Raw genomic sequence first — 18055 nt, forward strand, 5'->3', positions numbered from 1 at the left:
GACCTGTCCGACCGCCCGCCGCGCGTTGTTACTTTCGGACATCGCCTTCGCACACGCGGCCGACGCCGCGTGCGGAGCATCGATCCTTCCGCAGCACTCCCGCACCGACGCATCCATCGCCGACACGCGAACGCGCGCGGCCCGTCCGCGCGCGTCCGCTCAACGCCACCAGCGCAAAGGAGCCTTCCGCATGTGCACCAACTTCCTGCTGTCCGTCCCCAACGTTCCCTCGGGCTCGCCAGGCGCGCTCCAGCACATCACCGCGCGCTGCATGGAACTCACCGGCACCCTCGCCACCCGCCTGTACCGCGTGCCGGCGCAGCAGAAGTTCCCGATCTTCCGCGACCACTCGCAGCCGTGGACCGGCCAATACGGCTTCGTCGCCCTCGCCGATCCGGAGACGATGCCGGAGTTCACCACCTTCATCGACGGCATCAACCAGGCCGGCCTGTCCTGCGCGGCGCTGTGGTTGCCGGGCACGCAGTACGCGACCCAGGCCGACAGCGGCGAACAGCCCGTCGCCTTCCACGATTTCGTCGCCTGGGTGATGAGCCAGTTCGACTCGGTGCCGACCCTGGTCAGCGCGCTGGCCAAGGTGCGCATCGTCGGCCCGCAGCCCGACGCGCCGACCTATCTGCCGGTGCATTTCATCGCCACCGACAGCCAGGGCCTGAGCGCGGTGATCGAATGCATCGACGGGCAGACCATCGTCTACGGCCCGGACTACCGCAACGGCGCCACCAACGACGCGGTGCTGACCAACGCGCCGACCTACGACTGGCACCGCAGCAACCTGGAGATCTACGAGAAGCTCAGCGTCGTCGGCTCGGGCACCTCGCGCAAGGCCGATTCCGGCCCGCCGGTCGGCGCCGGCACGGTCGGCCTGCCCGGCGACATCACTTCGCCCTCGCGCTTCATCAAGGCCTGGTTCCTGCGCAAGGGCCTGGGCCTGCTGCCGCGCGACGGCAAGGGCTGGCTGCCCACGGCCAAGCTCGACGGCGCCACCGACAGCACCCAGACCGTCGTCAACGTCGCCCTGCAACTGGTGCAGATCGTCCAGGCCACGCCCTACGGCACCGCGCTGGTCAACAGCGACAAGCATCCCTTGCCGCAGCAGGGCGACTGGACGATGTGGCAGGTCGCGCGCGACCACACCAACGCGGTGTACTACTTCAACAGCGCGTTCAACGCCACGGTGCAGCGGGTCGACCTGAGCCAGCTCGACTTCGGCGGCGGCAGCGTCAGCGCCGGCGAGCTGGCCTCGGTGCAGGTGATGCCGGCGCCGGGCCCCTGGTACAACGACCTCAGCGCGCAGTTCTGAGCGCGCCGGTCTGAGCGCGCGGGCATGGGCGCGCAGACACGGACGCTTAGGCAGGGGCACGCAGGCGCGGGCGCGGGCGCCTGCGCGCACCGGCTGCAACGCGGCGCGGCTTGCCTGCATCTACGGGGAACACCTGTCCCTGTCGAACCGGAGCTGCCCATGCGCCAGTCGTCCCGCCCGCCCCGCCTCGGCGCCTGGCGCCGTCGCGCCGCAACGCTGTGCCTGATCGCGCTGTGCGCGCCCGCCGTCGCCGCCCCGCCCGCGGCGCCGGCGGGGCCGCGCGCGATCGTGGCGCAGGTCGCCGACGCCATCGACCGCAACTTCTACGATCCGCAACGCGCCGCGCGCCTGGCGGCGCAACTGCGCGAGGAAGCCGGCGCCGGCCGCTACGACGCCGACACCGACCCGCGCGATCTCGCCACCGCGCTGAGCCGGCGCCTGCGCCCGGAAGACAACCACTTCCGGGTCGAATGGCGCGATCCGGCGCTCGCCGCGGCCGCGCCGCGCGGCCCCGGCCCGCGACCGTCCGCGGACGCCGCCGACGCCTCGCGCCGGCGCAACTACGGCCTGCGCGCGGTGGAAACCCTGGCGGGCAATGTCGGCTATCTGGACCTGCGCGAACTGCCGGACCTGGATTTCGACGATCCGGCCGATCCGGCCCGGCGCGCGCTCGACGCCGCACTGGCGCTGCTGGCCGAGCGCGACGCGGTGATCGTCGACCTGCGCCACAACGGCGGCGGCTCGCCGGCCTCGGTGGGCTATCTGACCAGCGCCTTCACCCCGCGCGGCGCGCCGATCTACAACCGCTTCCGCGCGCGCCTGGACGGACACACGCGCAGCTTCGACGAAGCGCCGCAGCGGTGGTATCCGCAGCCGCGCCTGGACGTGCCGCTGTATGTGCTGACCAGCGCGCGCACCGGTTCGGCCGCCGAAGCGCTGGCCTACACCCTGCAGGCGGCGCGGCGCGCCACGGTGGTCGGCGAAGCCAGCGCCGGCGCGGCCAATCCCGGCGGCGAATTTCCGCTGGCGGACGGCTACCGCGTGTTCGTGTCCACCGGTTCGCCGACCAATCCGATCACCGGCGGCAACTGGGAAGGCCGCGGCGTGCAGCCCGATATCGCCAGCGGCGCCGCGCAGGCGCTCGACACCGCGCGCCTGCGCGCGCTGGAGCGGATCGTGGCCGCGCGCCAGGACGGCCCCGCCGCGCTGGACGCGCGCTGGACCCTGGAAGCGCTGCGCGCGCAGGCCGCGCCGGCGGCGTTCGCCGCCGCCGACTACCTGGGCGAGTACGAACGCCTGCGCATCGAGGACGACAACGGGCGCTTGCTGCTGCGCGACGGCCGGCGTCCGCCGCAGCCGCTGACCGCGCTGCAGCGCGATCTGTTCTGCCTCAGCGACGATCCGGCGGTGCGCCTGCGTTTCGAACGCGGCGCCGACGGCCGGGTCGCGGCGCTGGAAACGCTGCGCAGCGACGGACGCAGCAGCCGCTATCGGCGCTGAGCGCTGAGACGGCGCGTGCCCCGCCGACGCGTGCGGGCCGCCGCGCCCATCGCGCGTTCGCGAGCGCGCGAGCCCGACGACGCGCGCCCGTCGAAGCGGGCGTTCACAGCCGCGCCCGCGCGCCGTTCTGCACGAATGCACGGCGGCGCTGCGCCGGCCGGGACCGCAGGTTCCCATCCCAACCTCGTCCCGCGCCGGCCGCGTCGCCTGCGGCCCCTCTCCTGCTAGCGGGAGGGGGGCTTTTCGGCTGCGCCGGCGCGCACGGCCCTGCGCGGCTCGCGGGTATCGCAGCCACGGCGCCGCGCGCGGCCTTCACGTCCGCGGCCGCCGCGCGTTGGCATGGGTCCCGTCCGCGCCAGACCGCCATGTACGCCGTCCTTACCCTGGAACCGCACCACCCCACCGTGCTGCGCGCCATCGAGATGATCCTCGCCGGCGCCAGTCTCCTGCCGGCACCGAGCGAGCATTGCGGGCCGATCCAGCCGGGCCAGCTGGCGCTGCTCGACCTGTCGCCCGCCGCGCACTCGGTGCTGGTGCTGGTCGGCAGCGCCGACGACGACAGGCTCAGCGGCCACGCCGATTGGGACAGCTACCGCGCCGCGCTCGAACAGCGCATCGACCTCGCCGACTTCGACCAGGTGCACGCGGTCGCCTGCCCGATCCACGGCACCCAAACCATCCGCTTCGCGCTGGGCGCGTTCGCCGCCGACCTGCAGCGCCGGCGCGGCGATGCGCAGGGCTGGCTGTTCGCCGTGCCCGGCGCGGCCTCGTTCCAGGCGCAGGGTTGGGCGCCCGCCGCGCCGCCGCCGTACTGAGCGCGGCGGCGCCGGCTCACGCTGGCGCGGACGAAGCCGGCGAAGGTTTCGCGGGTGGCGATGGTGCCGTCGAAATCGAACACGGCCAGATCCATGCGGCCGCGCGTCCTGGATCGCGAGCCCGGACGGCCCGCGCGCAGTGTAGCCGCGCGGCGCCGGCCGGCTCAGCCGCGCCGCGCGTGCGGCGGCGCGATCAGGTCGGTGCCCAGCTCGACGATCGAGCGGATCTGGCTCAACGAAATCAGGATGCAACCGCAGGCGCAGAAATCGCCGTGGCGCGCGACCGCGCGGCCGTCGATGCGCTGCTCGGCGTCGCCGGTGACGATCGTGGTCATGCCGTGCATGCCACAGTGCACGGCGTCGCCGATCCGCGCCCAACGCGGCCGGCCGTCGCCGCCGGCGCCCTGCGCCAGCACGCTGCCGCCGCCGCTGGTGGTGTCGCCGGCCTGGATCCAGTAACGGGTCATCGCCTGCCTCCTTCGTCCACGTGCGCGCTCATGCGGGGCAACGGCGCGGCGCCGGCGGCGTGATCGCGCGCGTAATGCTTTGCGACGGCCGGCCTGGCGCGAGGTCATTTTGGATTGTCTTTTCATGCAATTTCAAATTGCAACTCGTTCGATGCGACGCAGGTCGCGGATGCGTTCGCCGGCCCGTCAAGGAGAAGTACGCACGCGCGTGCCGGCGGATGCGCGTCGCGCACGCGAAGTACGCACTACAGCCGCCGCAGCGGCGCAAACCCCGAGCGCCGTCGCACTGCGGAAACGCCACGACGCGCCGACGCGCGCGTCCGCCGGCGCAGCGGACGTGTTCGACGGGAAACGAGACTGCACGCATGAAGAACCTGCGAATGTTCGGTGACGGAAACGTCCGGCGTTTGAAACGGCGCTTGGATCCTGAGGCGACGGCGGGCAGGCGCCGCGCGGGCGATGCCGCCGCGGCGGCATTCGCTAGCTCTAACGCTCGGCGGCGCGCGCGGGAGGACAGCGCAGGAAGGCCAATATCGCGATCCGTGGCGGCCGACTCATTCCGCTGCGACCGCGCGCGCATCCTGCTCGCGCGGCACGATCGTCGCCGGCGCGAGCGGGCGCCCGGCGCGGTCGCGCGCTTGCCGCGCGCGGCGCCCGCTGGCAGCATCGGCCGCCGCGCGAACCCTTGAGAACAGCGATGCGCGTCTACCTCGACGACGAACGCGACGCCCCGCCCGGCTGGGTGCGCACGTACTGGCCGGACCAGACCATCGCCCTGCTCGCGACCGGCGCGGTGACCGAACTGAGCCTGGACCACGACCTCGGCGACGACGCGCGCGGCACCGGTTACGACGTGCTGCTGTGGATCGAGCGCGCGGTGGCCGAGCGCGGCTTCGTCGCGCCGCGGCTGCGGGTGCATTCGGCCAATCCGGCGGCGCGGCTGCGGATGCGGGCGGCGATCGAGGCGATCGAACGCCTGCGCGGGCCGGCGGCGGGCGGCGCCGACGCGGCGGACTGAGCCGGCGGCATCCGGGCGCGAGCCTCGCCACGGGCGCGTGGCCGTCGTTGCCTGTCGGCGGCCGCGAACGCGCGCGTCGCGCCGCTTGCGCGGCGCGGCAGATCGACCCGAGCGATCAGGCTCCGCGGCGCAGGGCCGCGGGCTGACAAACGTCACCGGCCTTGCGGCGGACGCGCGGCGCGCACGGCTTGGCTAGCATGGGGGCTCCCCAATGCCCGCGGAGTTCGCGATGCGCCCGCCGTCCCCCTCGATCCGTACGCGGCTGGCGCTGGCGCTGCTGCTGACCCTGCCGCTCGCCGCCCAGGCCGATCCGCGCAAGGACTACGACGAGTTCCGCGCCGGCCTCACCCGACAGGCCAGCGGCGCCACCGGCATGTACGCGATCCAGGACGTGCGGGTGATCGCCGCCGGCGCCGGCGCGCACCTGCCGGCCGGCGCCCCCGCGGCGGCGCTGCGCTGGGCCGACGGCGCCGGCGGCGCCAAGGACGTGCGCCTGCGCTTCCGCGACGGCGCCGCGATGCTCGAAGGCCCGGGCCTGAAGCCGGTCGATCTGCTCAAGGCGCCCGACCAGACCCAGGCGCTGGCCGGCGGCCTGAGCGTGCGCGCCACCGTCTACGACGATGCGCTCAAGGCCTGGCTGTACAACCCCGCGCGGGTCGGCCAGACCTTCAAGGGCCTGTCGTTCTTTCCCTACGATCCCAAGGGCGTGGTCCAGGCGCGGTTCGCGCGCCGCCCGGCCAAGGCGGTGAGCCACCTGGATTCGCGCAACCACACCGGCACGATGTACTGGATCGGCGATGTCGCCGTGCCGCTGCAGGGCAAGACCTACACCCTGCGCGCGTTCAACAAGAGCGGCGACTGGAGCGGCATCGACCACCTGCTGCTGTTCTTCACCGACAAGACCTCGAAGAAGACCAGCTACGGCGGCGGCCGGGTGCTGGAAGCGCACTTCCCCGCCGGCCAGCCGCCGCAGACGCTGAACCTCAACCTCAACACGCTCTACAGCTTCCTGTGCGCGCATTCGGACTACTACAACTGTCCGGTCAACCTGACCACCTACGTGCCGGTGGCGCTGGAATTCGGCGAGAAGTACCCGCCGGGCGGTTGAGCCGGCGCCGCGCCCGGTTCGCGGCGCGGCGACATAGCGCGGCGACATGGCGCGTTGAGCCGGCGGGCCGCCGCGGCGACCCGCCCGCGCGCGCCTAGCGCACCGGCAACGCGGCCTTGTTCGTCTCCAGATCGGCCTTCCACATCCGCGCGCGCTCCTTGGCCGCGCGCACGTGCGCGCTGCCGTCCGGATCGGGCCAATCCAGCACCGCGTCGATCGCCGCCGCGGCGCCGGGATCGCGCGCCTGCAACAGCACGAACGCGCGCATCTGGGTCGCCTCGTAGATCTCCGGCGCCTCGGCGACGAGTTCGTTGACGCAGCGCACCGCGGTCGCGCCGTACTGCGGCCCCTGCGCCAGTTGCCCGCAGACGAAGAACCGGGTGCGCGCGGCCTCCTGCGGCGACAAGGCCCGCAGCGGCTGCAGCTGCGCGATGGCGTCGTCGGCACGGCCGGCCAGGGTCAGCACCTTGATCAGTTGCGCGCGCACGTCGGGGTCGCGGGGCGCGTCGCGCACCGCCTGTTCCAGGTCGATCGCCGCCCAGCCGGGGATGTTCAACATCATCAGCGCGGTCGCGCGCAGGTTGCGGAACTCGGCGTTGTGCGGCCAGAAACGCACCGCCTGCGAGGCGTAGACGAAGGTGCGCCAGTGGTCGCCGTCCTGGCCGTAGGCGCGCGCGGCATAGCTCATCAAGGTGCCGCTGGGCGCCAGCTTCGACACCCGCGCCAACTCCGCCGCCACCATCGGCGCGCCGGAGATCGGCGAGACCGGGAAGCCCTCGGCTTCGCCGACCACCGCGCCCAGGATCGGATTGCGCGACGCGCGCTGGCGCGCGTCCTCGACCGCCTCGCGCAGCGCCTGCATCGAGCCGCCCCAGTTGGGCTGCGAGGCGAGGATGCGGCCGTAGACCACGTAGTAGGAATCCGGATCGATCGCGCGGCAACGCTCGCTCGCGCGCTGCCACAGCTCCTGCGACACATGCCGGCCGATCGCCATCTGCTGCACGCAGGCGACGCTGAGCCGCGGTTCCAGTTCCAGCGCCTGGTCGTACAGCGGCAGCGCCTTGGCGAACTGCGACTGCATGTCCTGCCGCTGCGCGTCGCCGACCTGGCTGTACGCAGAAATACCGCGCGCGTCCTCGCCGATGGTCTGGTAGTGGCTGGCCACGGCGACGCGCGCGTAGGCGCTGCGCGGCGAAGCGCGCAACCAGCGCTGCGCGGTTTCGCCGGCGCGCGCGCTGGCGTCGAAGGCCTTGAACGCGCGGAAGATCTGCTCGCGCTGGGCCTGCACGCGGTAGTGCTGGTCCAGCAGTTCGGCGAAGCGCCGGTCGAGTTCGGCCGCGCCGTCCTTCTCGCCGAGCAACCGATCGATCTGCTCCAGCGACCACGCCGGCTTGCGCAGCAGGCTGCAACGCCCCTGCGCGGCGCCGGCCAGCCATTGGTTGTCGGGCAGGTCCGGATAGCCCTTGCAGCGGGCTTCGTCGTCGACCAGCGCTTCGACCTCGCCGATCCGCTCGATGTAGGCGCGATCGGCCGGCGACAGCGGCGATGCAGACGGCTTGCCTTCGGACGGCTTGCCTTCGGACGGCCGGCCTTCGGATGGCTTGCCCGCGGACGGCTTGGCGGTGGGCTTGGCGGCCGCGGGCCCGGCCTTGGCGGCGGGCTGGGACGCGGCCGCCGGCGCGGGCTGCGCGTGCGCGGCCGACAGGCAGGCCAGGGAACAGGCGAGCGCCAGCAGGGCGCGACGGGTGGAACGGGCGGAGGGCGACATCGAACGATCCTTGTGATGGCAGGCGGCGGCAGCGCCGTCGTGGCGCGCGGATTCGCATCGCAAGAGGCCGCGCTCGCGAGCGGCCTGCGCCGCGCATCGCCGGAGAGCGGCCGCAACGTCCCCTGCCGCCCCGCGCGCCGCCCCCTGCGCAGCGCCGGGGCATTGTGTCAGTGCACCGGCTTCGTGCGCTAGAGAAGTTCTTGACGTGCCATGTAGCGACAAGTTCGTCGCAGCGCAGCCACGCTTTCGCGCGGCCGGGGCGACGTGCAGCTGCGGTGTACCTCGCCAGCATCCACTGCCGGGAAACGACACCGCCGCACCCAAGCGGACTCCGCCGTGGGGAAACGTTCCCGCCAATCTGGCTCCATCGAATTACAAATATCTGGACCACATATAGATCCAGCGACTGCCTACAGTGGCCCCACCACCGCGCAGCCGAGCCGCCATGAACGCCATCCTCGCCCCCACCGGATTCGCCGCCCGCCTGCGCCTGGATGCGCTGGAACTGCCCGCGCTGGCCGCGATCTGGGGCATCTCGTTCCTGTTCATGCGCGTGGCCGCGCCGGCGTTCGGGCCGCTGGCGCTGGTCGAACTGCGGCTGGCGCTGGGCGGGCTGGTGCTGGCGCCGCTGTTGTGGCGCGCGCGGGCGCAGTTCCCGCTGCGGCTGTGGCCGAAGCTGGCGCTGATCGGCGCGATCAACTCGGCGGTGCCGTTCGTGCTGTTCGCCTGGGGCGCCGAACGCGCGCCGGCCGGGATCGGCGCGATCACCAGCGCCATGACCGTGCTGTTCGCCGCGCTGGTCGGCTTCGCGTGCTTCGGCGAGAAGATCGGCACGCGCCGCGCGCTGGCGCTGCTCGGCGGTTTCGCCGGCGTCGGCGTGCTGGCCGCGGGCAAGAGCGGCGGCGCCGGCGCGGCGATCGGCTGGGCGGTCGCGGCGGGGTGCGCGGCGGCCTTCCTGTACGGCGTCGGCCTGCACCTGGTGCGCCGCCATCTCGGCGGCCTGCCGCCGGCGGCGGTGGCCAGCGCGACCTTGCTCAGCGCGGCGCTGCTGATGCTGCCGGCGGCGCTGGCGCAATGGCCGGCGCAAGCGATCGGCGCGCGCGCCTGGGGCGCGGCGCTGCTGTTGGGGCTGCTCTGCACCGGCCTGGCCTACGCGCTGTTCTACCGGCTGGTGGCGCGCATCGGCGCGGCCCGCACCTCGCTGGTCACGTACCTGATTCCGCTGTTCGGCGTGGCCTGGGCCTGGCTGCTGCTGGACGAACCGGTGACCGCGCCGATGGCGGCGGCCGGCGCGTTGATCCTGGCCGGCGTATGGCTGGCGCGGCGCGAAGCGCAGTGAATGTCCGGCGGCGCCCGCGCCGCCTTCGAAACCCAACGAACGGGAGCGTGCGGCATGCAATGGATCGACCATCTTCGCGACGTCGACTGGGACGAACTGTCCGCGCTGTACCGGATCGCGCCGCTCGGCGAAAAGAGCCCGGATTACCTGCGCACCGCGTTCGGCAACAGCCGCTATGTGGCCCTGGTCTACGCCGACGGGCGCCTGGTCGGCGCCGGCCGCGCGCTCGCCGACGGCGTGGACTGCGCCTACCTCAGCGACATCGCCGTGCATCCGCAGCAACAGGGAACCGGCCTGGGCAAGGCCATCGTCGAATCGCTGGTGCGGCGCGCGCACGGCCATCGCAAGATCCTGCTGTACGCCAACCCCGGCAAGGAGGGCTTCTACCTGCGCCTGGGCTTCAAGCGCATGAACACCGCGATGGCGATGTTCGCCGACGAAGCGGCGGCGCTGGCGACGGGCGTGGTCGCCGCGAGTTGATGCGTGCGCAGGCCGACGCCGGCTGAGCGGCCGCCAGGCTTCGACCCGCGACCTCGTTCAAGTCGGCAGCGCGCCGTCCGCGTACTGCGCGGCGAACTCCGCGCTCGGCGCGATCGGAGTGATGATGTCGAGCAGCACGCCGTTGGGATCGGCGGTGATGAAGTGGCGCTGGCCGAAGGCTTCGTCGCGCAGGCTCAGCAGCACCGGCAGGCCGGCGGCGACCAGGCGCGCGTGGACCGCGTCGACGTCCTCGACTTCGAAGTTCAGCAACAGGCCGCCGACCCGGCCGCGGCCGGACTCGGGGATGGTGGCGTGGTCGCCGTCGAGCACGGCCAGATTCACCGACGGGTCGTCGGCCGATTGCAGGTGCACGTACCAGTCGGCCTCGAACAGCGCGACGAAGCCGAAATGGGTCCGGTAGAAGGCCGCGGTGGCGGCGACGTCGGCGGTCATGAGCACGGGGTAGAAGCTGGCGATCTTCATGGGCGTCGGTTCCTGGCGGGATGGGCTTGTCGGTGCCGGAGGCTTTTACATACAGTCTGCATGTAAGTTCAAATTAACATACAGGCTGCATGTATGGAAACCACCGACCGACGCCGCACGCCCGCCCGCGCGGGGCGCAGCAATCGCGAACGCACCGAAGGCACCCGTCGCGCCCTGCTCGACGCCGCCCGCACCCTGTTCGTCGCCCGCGGCTACGCCGACACCTCCACCCCCGACGTCGTCGCCGCGGCCGGCGTGACCCGCGGCGCGCTGTACCACCACTTCGCCGACAAACGCGAGTTGTTCCGGCAGGTGCTGGAGGCGGAGGCCGAAGCCGTGCGCGAGGCCATCCTCGCCGCCGCCCCCGCCGGCCTGCCCGCGCGAGCGGCCCTGCTGCGCGGCGCCGAGGCCTACCTGGACAGCATGACCGTGCCCGGCCGGACCCGGCTGTTGTTGATCGACGCGCCGGCGGTGCTCGGCGCGGAGCAGGCGCTGGCGATCGACGAGGCCAACGCCGGCAGCGCCCTGCAGGAAGGATTGGCCGAGGCGCTGGGCGATGCGAACGTCGACATCGCCACCCTCGCCCGTCTGCTCTCGGCGAGTTTCGACCGCGCGGCGCTGGAGATCGATGCGGGCGCGGATGCGCGGCGCACGCGAAACGCGATGCTGTGGCTGCTGGCGAAGACGCTGGCCTGAGAAGACGACGCCGGCGAATGGCCCGAGGGCGGGTTCGGCCGGTCCGCGCGCGAGCGACGCGCACTCCGACGGTCGCCGCAGCGGCGCGCATTCCTGCGTTCGCCGCGATGACCACAGCAGTGGTCTCGCGCGATTGTCTTAGTGAAGCCGCGGCTTCATCGCCAACGGCGAGCGCGCCCAACGCCGCCGCGTCGCACGCATTCGCGCCGCATCGCTCCGCTAGCGCCGTACTTCACTCCCCGCAAGCCCGCTCCAGCCACCCCGCGAACGCCGACGCGCCGTCGCCGGCCGGCTTCAACGCCAGCCGGGTCAGCCAGTAGCCGCCGGTGTCCAGGGCGGTGTCGAAGGGCTGCACCAGCAGGCCCTGGGCGATCTCGCGCGCGAACATCGACGGCGGCGCCAGGGCCACGCCCAGGCCCTGCAACGCGCATTGCACCATGGTCACCGAGGAGTCGAAGATCGCGCCGTTGATCGGGCCGCACGGCACCGCGTGCGCGGCTTCGAACCACAGCCGCCAGTCGTCGACGAAGTACGAGCGCAGCAACGGGAAGCGCGCCAGTTCGGCCGGGTCGCGCAGTTGCTGGGCGATCGCCGGGGTGCACAGCGGGGTCAGCGGCGCGGCCCGCAGGAACTTGCTTTCCATCCCGGGCCAGGTGCCGCGGCCGAAGCGCACCGCGTAGTCGAGGCCTTCGGCGGCCGGATCGACCCGGTTGTTGTGGGTGCTGACGCGCACGTCCACCGACGGATGCAGGCGCGCGAATTCGGCCAGCCGCGGCAGCAGCCAACCGCTGGCGAAGGTGCCGACCGCGCCGACGTGCACCACTTCGCGCGCCAGGCCGTCGCCGACCCGGTCGAGCGCGCTGTCGATGCGGTCGAACGCTTCCTGGATCGCCGGCAGCAGGCCCAGGCCCTCGTCGGTCAGCGCCAGTCCGCGCGGCAGGCGGCGGAACAACTCGACCCCGAGTTGGTTTTCCAGCAAGCGCACCTGATGGCTGACCGCGGCCTGGGTGACGTTGAGTTCGTCGGCCGCGCGGGTCAGGCTGAGCGCGCGCGCGGCGGCCTCGAAAGCCTTGAGCGCGCCGAGGTTGATGCGGGTGTGGGCCATGGCGGTTCCAATCGATGAGAACGGCCGAGGCCGGTCCGGTGAAGACGGGCGGCAGCAGCCGCCGCGCCGCGCATGCGGCCGCGCGGCCGATGCAAGAAATAATGGGGCCGGCCAAAAGAAATCGTTGTGATTCGCGCATCGGCCGGGCCGGGGGAATTCAAAGCTGCGCCGCGCGCACTGTCAACGACGGCCGCGGATTGTTTTCCGGCGCTGCCGCCGCCGAATCCATCGCTGCCGCATCCGCCACGCCCGGCGCGAACGCGAATGCGGGCGTTCATGCAAGCCGCACGCCGCAAGCTATCGCGCGTGCGCAGCGGCATCGGCGCGCGCGTTCGTCGACGTCGCGTTCAGCGCCGCACCGGCGTCGCCTCCGCCAGCGCGCCGCCGTTGGCCACCTCGGCGCGCTTTTCCAGCAGATAGGCGTACCACTGCGCCTGGATCGCGTGCACCGGCCCGAGTTCGCGCTCGAACTCGGCCAGCGTGCCGCGGCCGCGCAGCAGCCGGCGATAGGCCGCGGCGTAGCGGCCGCCGTCGTAGTGGAACAGGAAGTGCGACAGGCTCCAATACTCGATGTAGTAGACGTTGAGATGGCGCCCGCCGATCGGCGGCCCGCTGTTGTCGATCAACTGCCGTAGCGGGATCAACAGGCCCGAGCGCAGGTCGCGTTCGAGCGAGCCCGACAGCGCCAGATCCGGCAGCCACCAGATCGGATACGCGCCGGGGTCGATCGTGCCCGGCCGCAGCCGCGCGCCGTCGAGCCGGCTCGCGCCGAAATAGCTGGCGACGCCTTCGTTGATCCACTTCGCCCGCGCGTAGCCGGCGCGCTCGGCGTGCAGCTGGTGAGTGGCCTCGTGCAGCATCCAGTGATAGGGGCTGTCCGAGTTCTGGTCGAAATAGGCGTGGCAGTACGGCGTGCGGTAGTAGGCCTCGGCCCACGGCATCGAGGTGTTGAACGCGGAGAACTGGGCGCGGTCGCGGTACAGGATCAGGCGCAGGCGGGTGTCGGCCGCCATCGGCGGCAAGGCGAAGAACTCGCCGTAGGCGCGGTACAAGGCCTCCACCGCGGTCGCCACGCGCACGGTCTGCGCCGGCGTGGCGGCGCTGAAGATGGCGTAGTGGTCGCTGCGGTACTCGCGCGCTTGCGGCGGCAACGGCGTGGCCGCGGCGGCGGCGGGCGGCGGCGCGGCGGTCGCGCTGCGGCCCGGGCCGGTGCCGCGGTCCGAACACGCCGCGCAGGCCGCGGCCAGGCAGCAGGCGACGACGATCCGTTTCATGCGCATGCGCATCTCCTTGCGTCCAGCCGCCAGCCTAGCGCGCGCGGCGGCCGAAGCGAAATGGCCTGCGCGCCGAGTCCGTAAGTGGCCCTTGAGGCGGCTCGGCGGCGCGCCGCACAGTGGCGGCGACCGCCCCGGGAGCCGCGCCGATGCCGCCGTTGCAAGTTGCCCGCCGCCCGACCTCGGCGCTGTACGCCGGCGCCCTCGCCGCGCTGCTCGCGCTGGCCTGGCCGCCTGCCTGCCTCGCCCAGGCCGCGGCGACGCCGGCCGCTTCCCAACGCGACGGCCAACGCGATTTCGATTTCGAAACCGGACTGTGGCGCACCCACGTGCGGCGCCTGGCGCAGTCCCCAGGCGCCGCGCCGCGATGGCTGGAGTACGCCGGCACCACCCGCGTCGTCGCCGTGCACGGCGGCCGCGCCAATCTCGCCGAACTGGCCGTGGCCGGCCCGGCCGGGCGCATCGACGGCGTCGCCCTGCGGTTGTACGAACCGGCCACGCGGCAATGGCGGATCCACTACGCCAACCTGGGCGACGGCGCCCTGACCGCGCCGCTGGCCGGCCGCTTCGTCAACGGCCGCGGCGAATTCTTCGGCGACGACCGCATCGACGGCCGACCGGTCCGGGTGCGCTTTCGCATCCACTGCCCGCGCCCGGACCGCTGCCTGTTCGAACAAGCCGTCTCCGTCGACGGCGGCCACCAGTGGCAAGTCAACTGGCTCGCCACCGACACCCGCTTGGGCGAAAGCGCGGGCTGAGCTAAACGCTGAAGAGCCACGTTCTGAAGAGCCGCGCTCCGACGAGCCGCGCTTCGACGAGCCGCACACCGACGAGCCGCGCATCGGCAAGCCGCCGATCCGCACACACCGACAGGACCGCGCATGCCCGACACCCACGACCCGTCCCGCCGCCTGCTGCTGCGCGCGCCGTTGCTCGCCGCCGTCGCGGCCGCGCTGCCCGCCGCGGCCACGGCCGCCGCGCCCGCGGTCTCCGACTCCGCCGACGCCGCCGATCCCGCGCGCGCCTTCGATTTCTTCCTCGGCACCTGGCAGGTGCGCTACCGCCGCCTGCGCGAACGGCTGATGGACAGCCGCGACTGGGAAGAATTCGACGGCCGCTGCCAGACCCAGTCGCTGTTCGGCGGCCTCGCCCAGTTCGACGAAAGCGTGGTGAACCGACCCGGCCTGCCCTATCGCGGCCTGGCCCTGCGCAGCTTCGACCCGGCCACGCGCAGTTGGGCCGACTGGTGGCTGGACACGCGCAACCCGCAGCGCATCGGCCCGCCGATGATCGGCGGCTTCGCCGACGGCGAAGGCCGGTTCTTCGGCGAGAGCCAACTGCGCGGCGCGACGGTCAAGGTGCGCGGGCTGTGGACCGGGATCGGCGCCGACCGCGTGCAATGGGAACAGGCGTATTCGGCCGACGGCGGCGCGAGTTGGGAAACCAACTGGGTCTCGCGCTATCGGCGCGTCGGCTGAGGCGATCGCCAAGCCGACGTCCCGCCGTCCGCGCTCAAGGAATCGAATCGGCGCAACTGCACACGGGCTCCAGCACCGCGCATCGCGCCGGCGTCCACCAGCGTTCGCGATAACCGCCGTCGGCCGTCGCTTCCAGCCGGATCGCCCCGCGTCGCCCGCCGATCAGCCAGCCGTCGCCGAGCGGCTGGATCGAGCCGACATAGCTGCCCAGCCAATCGCGCGAGCGATGCAGGCGCCGGACCTGGCCGCTGTCCAGTTGCACCGACGCCACCCCGTCGACCAACAGCAGCACCCATTCCTTGTCGCCGCGCCGCACCGCCGCCACCGGCGCGGCGTCAAGCTCGGCGAGGCGGTGGATGCGCCAGCTGCGTCCGTCGCGGCGCTCGAAGCGCAGGACCGAGCCGCGGTTGGCGTCCAAGTGGGCGAGACCCTCGGCGATCACCGCCTCGCCGCGGTAGCGCGTCGCCGCGACCGGATCGACCTGCGTCTGCTCGAAGCGCGCGCCGCCGTCGCGCGGCAGCCATTCAATCCAGCCGCCGAACTCGCCGCGGTTGTAACCGAGCAAGGCGCCGTCGTCGAACAGCTCCCGCACCGTCAGGTAGCGATGCTCATGGCGGACCTGGACCAACTCCGGCGTGCCGTCGGCCGCGCGCCGCACCGACCATTCCTGCTGCGAATAGTTGGCGCAGCGCAATGCCGCTTCGGAGCGCGGCGGGTCGATCGCCACCCAGCCCGACGGCGGCGCGTCGCCGCCGGTCGCCACCACCGCGGCGGCCGCAGCCGCCAGCATCCATGTCGTCGCCGTCATCGTCCGTTGCCTGCCTGCATCGTGAAGTCGTCTTCGCTAGCGCTCCAGCCGCTGCGGCCGGCACCCGCACTGCGGCGCGGCCAGGCGCCGGCAATTCTCCGGCACTAGCCACTGTTCGCTGTAATGCTCGCCGAACGGCTGCAGCCGGATCAGACCGTGCGCGGTGCCGATCAGCCAACCCGCGCCGGAGGCCTGCAGCGACTGCGGCTGCAGCCGCGCCCAGCGCGGATTGCGGTGCAGCGGCCGCTGCCGCTGCGCGGCCAGGTCGATGGCGACCAAGCCGGTCTGGGTCAACACCACCCAGTCGCGCTCGCCGCTGCGCGCCGCCGCGGCCGGCGTCGCGTCGAGTTCGAGCGCGCGATGGATCCGCCAGCGCTGCGCGTCGCGCCGCTCGAAGCGCACGATCGCGCCCTCATGGCGGCCGTCGTGGCTGCGGCCCTCGGCCAGGAACACGTCGCCGCCGAACTCGGTCGCGGCCTTGGGCCGCAGGTCGGCGTTGCTGAGCACGAAGCCGGCCTTCGCCGCCGCGCCCTGGCGCGGCGTCCATTCGATCCGGCCGTCGCCGGCGGCGCGCATCACCCCGTCGGCCAGCGCCACCTGCAACGGCGGCGCCGGCTGCGGCGGCGCGATGCGCACGCGCTCGCCGTCGTCGGCCGACACCTGCCAGGGACGCAGCGCGTCGATCGCGCACTGCCATTGCGCGGCGTCCTCGGGCGCGGCGATCGCCGCCCAGCCCTTGGGCACCTCGCCCGCGCCGAGGCTGATGCCGTGCGCGCCGGCGGCGCCCAGCGCCGGCCAGGCCAACGCGAAGCAGGCCATCGCTGCGATCGCACTTTGCCGCATCCGTCCCCTCGGCGTGGCGCCGCGGACTCGCGGCCGCGCCAGTATCGCCGATCCGCGGGCCGTCTCGCGTCCCCGGCCCGCGCGCCGGTCCGCGCGCGCCGCGCCGGCCGGCCTGACGCGGCGGCCGCGACTGCCTACAATGCCCGCCCCCACCGTTCCGAACGCCGCACGCCGCATGGATATCGTCATCAACGAATCGCTCAAGGCCTACATCGACCCGCTGACTCCGGACGAGCACGAGGCGCTGGAAGCCAGTCTGCTCGCCGAAGGCTGCCGCGACGCGCTGATCCTGTGGGGCGATGTGCTGGTCGACGGCCACAACCGCTACGGCATCTGCAAGCAGCACGGCCTGCCGTTCCAGACCGTGCAGAACAAGCGCTTCAAGACCCTCGACGACGTCCACCTGTGGATGATCGACCAGCACCTGGGCCGGCGCAGCGTCTCGGACTTCCAGCGCGGCGTGCTGGCGCTGCGCAAGCGCGAAATCCTGAGCGAACGGCGCGCGCGCGCCGAAGCCGAGCGTGCGGCCGAAGCCGAGGCCGCCGCCGCGCCGGCGGCGGACGCGGACGCGGCCGGCGATGCGCCGCCGTGGGCCGACGACGCCGCGTTCCAGGCGCCGGCGCTGGACAGCCGCCAGGCGCTGGCCAAGGCCGCGCGCCTGAGCAACAGCCAGGTCGGCATGATCGAGACCATCCACAAGCAGGCCGCGCCGGAAGTGGTGGCCGCGGTCAAGTCCGGCGCGATCTCGATCAACGCCGCCGCCGCGGTCGCGACCTTGCCGGAAGACGAACAGCGCGCCGCGGCCCTGGCCGGCGGCGCCGAACTCAAGCAGGCCGCCAAGCGCGTGCGCGAATCCAAGCGCAAGCCGCGCGAGGCCAAGCCGCAGGTGGAGGTCGAGGAAGAGGCGGCGCCGGCGCGGTTCGTCGCGAACGCGGACGAGAGTGAGGAACTGCAGGCGCTGCGCAAGCGCGTGGCTGAACTGAGTGAAGAGAACGAGGCGCTGAAGCTGGAAATCGCCGGCCTGCGCGCGGCGTTGGGACGCGACTGAGCGCCGGCGCGACGGCGCTCGCGACCGGCGGCTTCGACCCGGCGCGGCGCCCGCGCCCGCCGCGCGCAACGCCGGCGAGAGGTCGAGACCCGGGAACTAGAACCCGCGGCCGGACGAAGTTCGTCCGGCCGCGTACGCACTCACTCCGCCGGCTTCTCGCACTTGTTGTCGCGCATCAGCGCCCATTCCTCGCAGACGCGGCCGTCGGGCAGGTGGCACAGGCCGTACTGGCCGCCGTCCTTGCCGGTGCGGATCTCCAGCCGGCCGCCGAGCTTCTGGCAGTTCACCGAGGCCGGATTGGCCATACCCACGCCCTTGGCTTCGGCGGCCGGCATCGGGTCGGATTTGGTCGCGACCGGTTCGGAGGGCGTGCTGCAGGCGGCCAGCGCGAGCAGCGCCAGCGGCAGGAGGACGGAGGCGGCGCGGAGGCTCATGGCGAATACCTGGGTGGCGGAAAACGGCGGCCACTATACGGGTGGGTGGATTGATGCCTGGGTGAAGGTT

The 18055-nt window shown here is 72.9% G+C and carries 20 protein-coding genes; 12 read left to right on the forward strand and 8 right to left on the reverse strand.

Annotation, left to right across the window (positions count from 1 at the left end; translation table 11 throughout):
- The first annotated feature begins 190 nt into the window (after positions 1–190).
- The 3 genes from JHW41_RS15020 to JHW41_RS15030 all read left to right on the forward strand — a co-directional run bounded on the left by JHW41_RS15020 (position 191) and on the right by JHW41_RS15030 (position 3636).
- On the forward strand, positions 191–1321 hold the full coding sequence (locus JHW41_RS15020; protein WP_250443017.1) for a linear amide C-N hydrolase: 1131 nt from the start codon (positions 191–193) through the stop codon (positions 1319–1321).
- A gap of 159 nt (positions 1322–1480) precedes the next feature.
- Positions 1481–2821, forward strand: coding sequence for a S41 family peptidase (locus JHW41_RS15025; protein ID WP_250443020.1), 1341 nt, complete (start codon positions 1481–1483; stop codon positions 2819–2821).
- 365 nt (positions 2822–3186) lie between these two features.
- Positions 3187–3636, forward strand: coding sequence for a hypothetical protein (locus JHW41_RS15030; RefSeq protein WP_250443023.1), 450 nt, complete (start codon positions 3187–3189; stop codon positions 3634–3636).
- A 164-nt stretch (positions 3637–3800) separates the two neighbouring features.
- Here the strand turns inward: JHW41_RS15030 and JHW41_RS15035 are convergent, their stop codons facing one another.
- Positions 3801–4103, reverse strand: a complete 303-nt coding sequence (locus JHW41_RS15035) for a PAAR domain-containing protein (protein WP_078998353.1) — start codon at positions 4101–4103, stop codon at positions 3801–3803.
- 365 nt (positions 4104–4468) lie between these two features.
- Here JHW41_RS15035 and JHW41_RS15040 point away from each other — a divergent pair, with 365 nt between their 5' ends.
- The 3 genes from JHW41_RS15040 to JHW41_RS15050 all read left to right on the forward strand — a co-directional run bounded on the left by JHW41_RS15040 (position 4469) and on the right by JHW41_RS15050 (position 6229).
- Positions 4469–4792 carry a hypothetical protein gene (locus JHW41_RS15040; protein WP_250443025.1) on the forward strand — a complete coding sequence of 108 codons (324 nt, stop codon included), beginning with the start codon at positions 4469–4471 and terminating at the stop codon, positions 4790–4792.
- A gap of 8 nt (positions 4793–4800) precedes the next feature.
- Positions 4801–5121 carry a cyclic-phosphate processing receiver domain-containing protein gene (locus JHW41_RS15045; protein WP_250443028.1) on the forward strand — a complete coding sequence of 107 codons (321 nt, stop codon included), beginning with the start codon at positions 4801–4803 and terminating at the stop codon, positions 5119–5121.
- Between the two features lie 229 nt (positions 5122–5350).
- On the forward strand, positions 5351–6229 hold the full coding sequence (locus JHW41_RS15050; RefSeq protein ID WP_250443030.1) for a DUF1684 domain-containing protein: 879 nt from the start codon (positions 5351–5353) through the stop codon (positions 6227–6229).
- Positions 6230–6323: 94 nt separating this feature from the next.
- Here JHW41_RS15050 and JHW41_RS15055 read toward each other — a convergent pair whose 3' ends face one another.
- Positions 6324–7997, reverse strand: coding sequence for a tetratricopeptide repeat protein (locus JHW41_RS15055; RefSeq protein WP_250443032.1), 1674 nt, complete (start codon positions 7995–7997; stop codon positions 6324–6326).
- A gap of 445 nt (positions 7998–8442) precedes the next feature.
- Between JHW41_RS15055 and JHW41_RS15060 the strand changes: the two genes are divergently transcribed.
- Both JHW41_RS15060 and JHW41_RS15065 read left to right on the forward strand, forming a co-directional pair.
- A complete protein-coding gene (locus JHW41_RS15060) occupies positions 8443–9336 on the forward strand; it encodes a DMT family transporter (protein ID WP_057947237.1) in 894 nt (297 codons plus the stop codon).
- A 54-nt stretch (positions 9337–9390) separates the two neighbouring features.
- Positions 9391–9816 carry a GNAT family N-acetyltransferase gene (locus JHW41_RS15065; RefSeq protein ID WP_057947236.1) on the forward strand — a complete coding sequence of 142 codons (426 nt, stop codon included), beginning with the start codon at positions 9391–9393 and terminating at the stop codon, positions 9814–9816.
- A gap of 57 nt (positions 9817–9873) precedes the next feature.
- Here JHW41_RS15065 and JHW41_RS15070 read toward each other — a convergent pair whose 3' ends face one another.
- On the reverse strand, positions 9874–10299 hold the full coding sequence (locus tag JHW41_RS15070) for a VOC family protein (protein ID WP_057947235.1): 426 nt from the start codon (positions 10297–10299) through the stop codon (positions 9874–9876).
- Between the two features lie 93 nt (positions 10300–10392).
- Between JHW41_RS15070 and JHW41_RS15075 the strand changes: the two genes are divergently transcribed.
- Positions 10393–10995 carry a TetR/AcrR family transcriptional regulator gene (locus JHW41_RS15075; RefSeq protein ID WP_250443034.1) on the forward strand — a complete coding sequence of 201 codons (603 nt, stop codon included), beginning with the start codon at positions 10393–10395 and terminating at the stop codon, positions 10993–10995.
- Positions 10996–11227: 232 nt separating this feature from the next.
- Here JHW41_RS15075 and JHW41_RS15080 read toward each other — a convergent pair whose 3' ends face one another.
- Together JHW41_RS15080 and JHW41_RS15085 are read right to left on the reverse strand one after the other, a co-directional pair.
- Positions 11228–12100, reverse strand: a complete 873-nt coding sequence (locus tag JHW41_RS15080) for a LysR family transcriptional regulator (RefSeq protein ID WP_250443037.1) — start codon at positions 12098–12100, stop codon at positions 11228–11230.
- Between the two features lie 347 nt (positions 12101–12447).
- The gene (locus tag JHW41_RS15085; RefSeq protein WP_250443040.1) at positions 12448–13374 is read right to left on the reverse strand and encodes a hypothetical protein; all 927 of its coding nucleotides are present in this window, start codon (positions 13372–13374) and stop codon (positions 12448–12450) included.
- A 149-nt stretch (positions 13375–13523) separates the two neighbouring features.
- Here JHW41_RS15085 and JHW41_RS15090 point away from each other — a divergent pair, with 149 nt between their 5' ends.
- Positions 13524–14132 carry a hypothetical protein gene (locus JHW41_RS15090; protein WP_250443042.1) on the forward strand — a complete coding sequence of 203 codons (609 nt, stop codon included), beginning with the start codon at positions 13524–13526 and terminating at the stop codon, positions 14130–14132.
- A 123-nt stretch (positions 14133–14255) separates the two neighbouring features.
- Positions 14256–14852: a hypothetical protein gene (locus tag JHW41_RS15095; protein ID WP_250443044.1), complete on the forward strand. Its 597-nt coding sequence runs from the start codon at positions 14256–14258 to the stop codon at positions 14850–14852.
- Between the two features lie 34 nt (positions 14853–14886).
- Here the strand turns inward: JHW41_RS15095 and JHW41_RS15100 are convergent, their stop codons facing one another.
- Both JHW41_RS15100 and JHW41_RS15105 read right to left on the reverse strand, forming a co-directional pair.
- Positions 14887–15660, reverse strand: a complete 774-nt coding sequence (locus tag JHW41_RS15100; protein ID WP_139382031.1) for a hypothetical protein — start codon at positions 15658–15660, stop codon at positions 14887–14889.
- A 36-nt stretch (positions 15661–15696) separates the two neighbouring features.
- Positions 15697–16479 carry a hypothetical protein gene (locus tag JHW41_RS15105; protein WP_250443046.1) on the reverse strand — a complete coding sequence of 261 codons (783 nt, stop codon included), beginning with the start codon at positions 16477–16479 and terminating at the stop codon, positions 15697–15699.
- Positions 16480–16678: 199 nt separating this feature from the next.
- Here JHW41_RS15105 and JHW41_RS15110 point away from each other — a divergent pair, with 199 nt between their 5' ends.
- Positions 16679–17551 carry a hypothetical protein gene (locus JHW41_RS15110; RefSeq protein WP_057947226.1) on the forward strand — a complete coding sequence of 291 codons (873 nt, stop codon included), beginning with the start codon at positions 16679–16681 and terminating at the stop codon, positions 17549–17551.
- A gap of 140 nt (positions 17552–17691) precedes the next feature.
- On the opposite strand, the gene JHW41_RS15115 is transcribed toward JHW41_RS15110, so the two are convergent.
- Entirely contained in the window at positions 17692–17985 is a 294-nt protein-coding gene (locus tag JHW41_RS15115) for a putative hemolysin (RefSeq protein WP_057947225.1), read from the reverse strand.
- Positions 17986–18055: the final 70 nt, after the last annotated feature.

The sequence above is a fragment of the Lysobacter enzymogenes genome, assembly GCF_023617245.1.
In the GTDB taxonomy this organism is placed as follows: domain Bacteria; phylum Pseudomonadota; class Gammaproteobacteria; order Xanthomonadales; family Xanthomonadaceae; genus Lysobacter; species Lysobacter yananisis.

Excerpts from the sequence above, each read along its gene's own strand:
- JHW41_RS15105 (WP_250443046.1), bottom strand. The coding sequence starts at position 16,479 with ATGGCCTGCTTCGCGTTGGCCTGGCCGGCGCTGGGCGCCGCCGGCGCG.
- JHW41_RS15090 (WP_250443042.1), top strand. The coding sequence starts at position 13,524 with ATGCCGCCGTTGCAAGTTGCCCGCCGCCCGACCTCGGCGCTGTACGCC.
- JHW41_RS15040 (WP_250443025.1), top strand. The coding sequence starts at position 4,469 with ATGAAGAACCTGCGAATGTTCGGTGACGGAAACGTCCGGCGTTTGAAA.
- JHW41_RS15030 (WP_250443023.1), top strand. The coding sequence starts at position 3,187 with ATGTACGCCGTCCTTACCCTGGAACCGCACCACCCCACCGTGCTGCGC.
- JHW41_RS15045 (WP_250443028.1), top strand. The coding sequence starts at position 4,801 with ATGCGCGTCTACCTCGACGACGAACGCGACGCCCCGCCCGGCTGGGTG.
- JHW41_RS15050 (WP_250443030.1), top strand. The coding sequence starts at position 5,351 with ATGCGCCCGCCGTCCCCCTCGATCCGTACGCGGCTGGCGCTGGCGCTG.
- JHW41_RS15060 (WP_057947237.1), top strand. The coding sequence starts at position 8,443 with ATGAACGCCATCCTCGCCCCCACCGGATTCGCCGCCCGCCTGCGCCTG.
- JHW41_RS15065 (WP_057947236.1), top strand. The coding sequence starts at position 9,391 with ATGCAATGGATCGACCATCTTCGCGACGTCGACTGGGACGAACTGTCC.
- JHW41_RS15085 (WP_250443040.1), bottom strand. The coding sequence starts at position 13,374 with ATGAAACGGATCGTCGTCGCCTGCTGCCTGGCCGCGGCCTGCGCGGCG.
- JHW41_RS15020 (WP_250443017.1), top strand. The coding sequence starts at position 191 with ATGTGCACCAACTTCCTGCTGTCCGTCCCCAACGTTCCCTCGGGCTCG.
- JHW41_RS15080 (WP_250443037.1), bottom strand. The coding sequence starts at position 12,100 with ATGGCCCACACCCGCATCAACCTCGGCGCGCTCAAGGCTTTCGAGGCC.
- JHW41_RS15055 (WP_250443032.1), bottom strand. The coding sequence starts at position 7,997 with ATGTCGCCCTCCGCCCGTTCCACCCGTCGCGCCCTGCTGGCGCTCGCC.
- JHW41_RS15025 (WP_250443020.1), top strand. The coding sequence starts at position 1,481 with ATGCGCCAGTCGTCCCGCCCGCCCCGCCTCGGCGCCTGGCGCCGTCGC.
- JHW41_RS15070 (WP_057947235.1), bottom strand. The coding sequence starts at position 10,299 with ATGAAGATCGCCAGCTTCTACCCCGTGCTCATGACCGCCGACGTCGCC.
- JHW41_RS15110 (WP_057947226.1), top strand. The coding sequence starts at position 16,679 with ATGGATATCGTCATCAACGAATCGCTCAAGGCCTACATCGACCCGCTG.
- JHW41_RS15100 (WP_139382031.1), bottom strand. The coding sequence starts at position 15,660 with ATGACGGCGACGACATGGATGCTGGCGGCTGCGGCCGCCGCGGTGGTG.
- JHW41_RS15075 (WP_250443034.1), top strand. The coding sequence starts at position 10,393 with ATGGAAACCACCGACCGACGCCGCACGCCCGCCCGCGCGGGGCGCAGC.
- JHW41_RS15115 (WP_057947225.1), bottom strand. The coding sequence starts at position 17,985 with ATGAGCCTCCGCGCCGCCTCCGTCCTCCTGCCGCTGGCGCTGCTCGCG.
- JHW41_RS15035 (WP_078998353.1), bottom strand. The coding sequence starts at position 4,103 with ATGACCCGTTACTGGATCCAGGCCGGCGACACCACCAGCGGCGGCGGC.
- JHW41_RS15095 (WP_250443044.1), top strand. The coding sequence starts at position 14,256 with ATGCCCGACACCCACGACCCGTCCCGCCGCCTGCTGCTGCGCGCGCCG.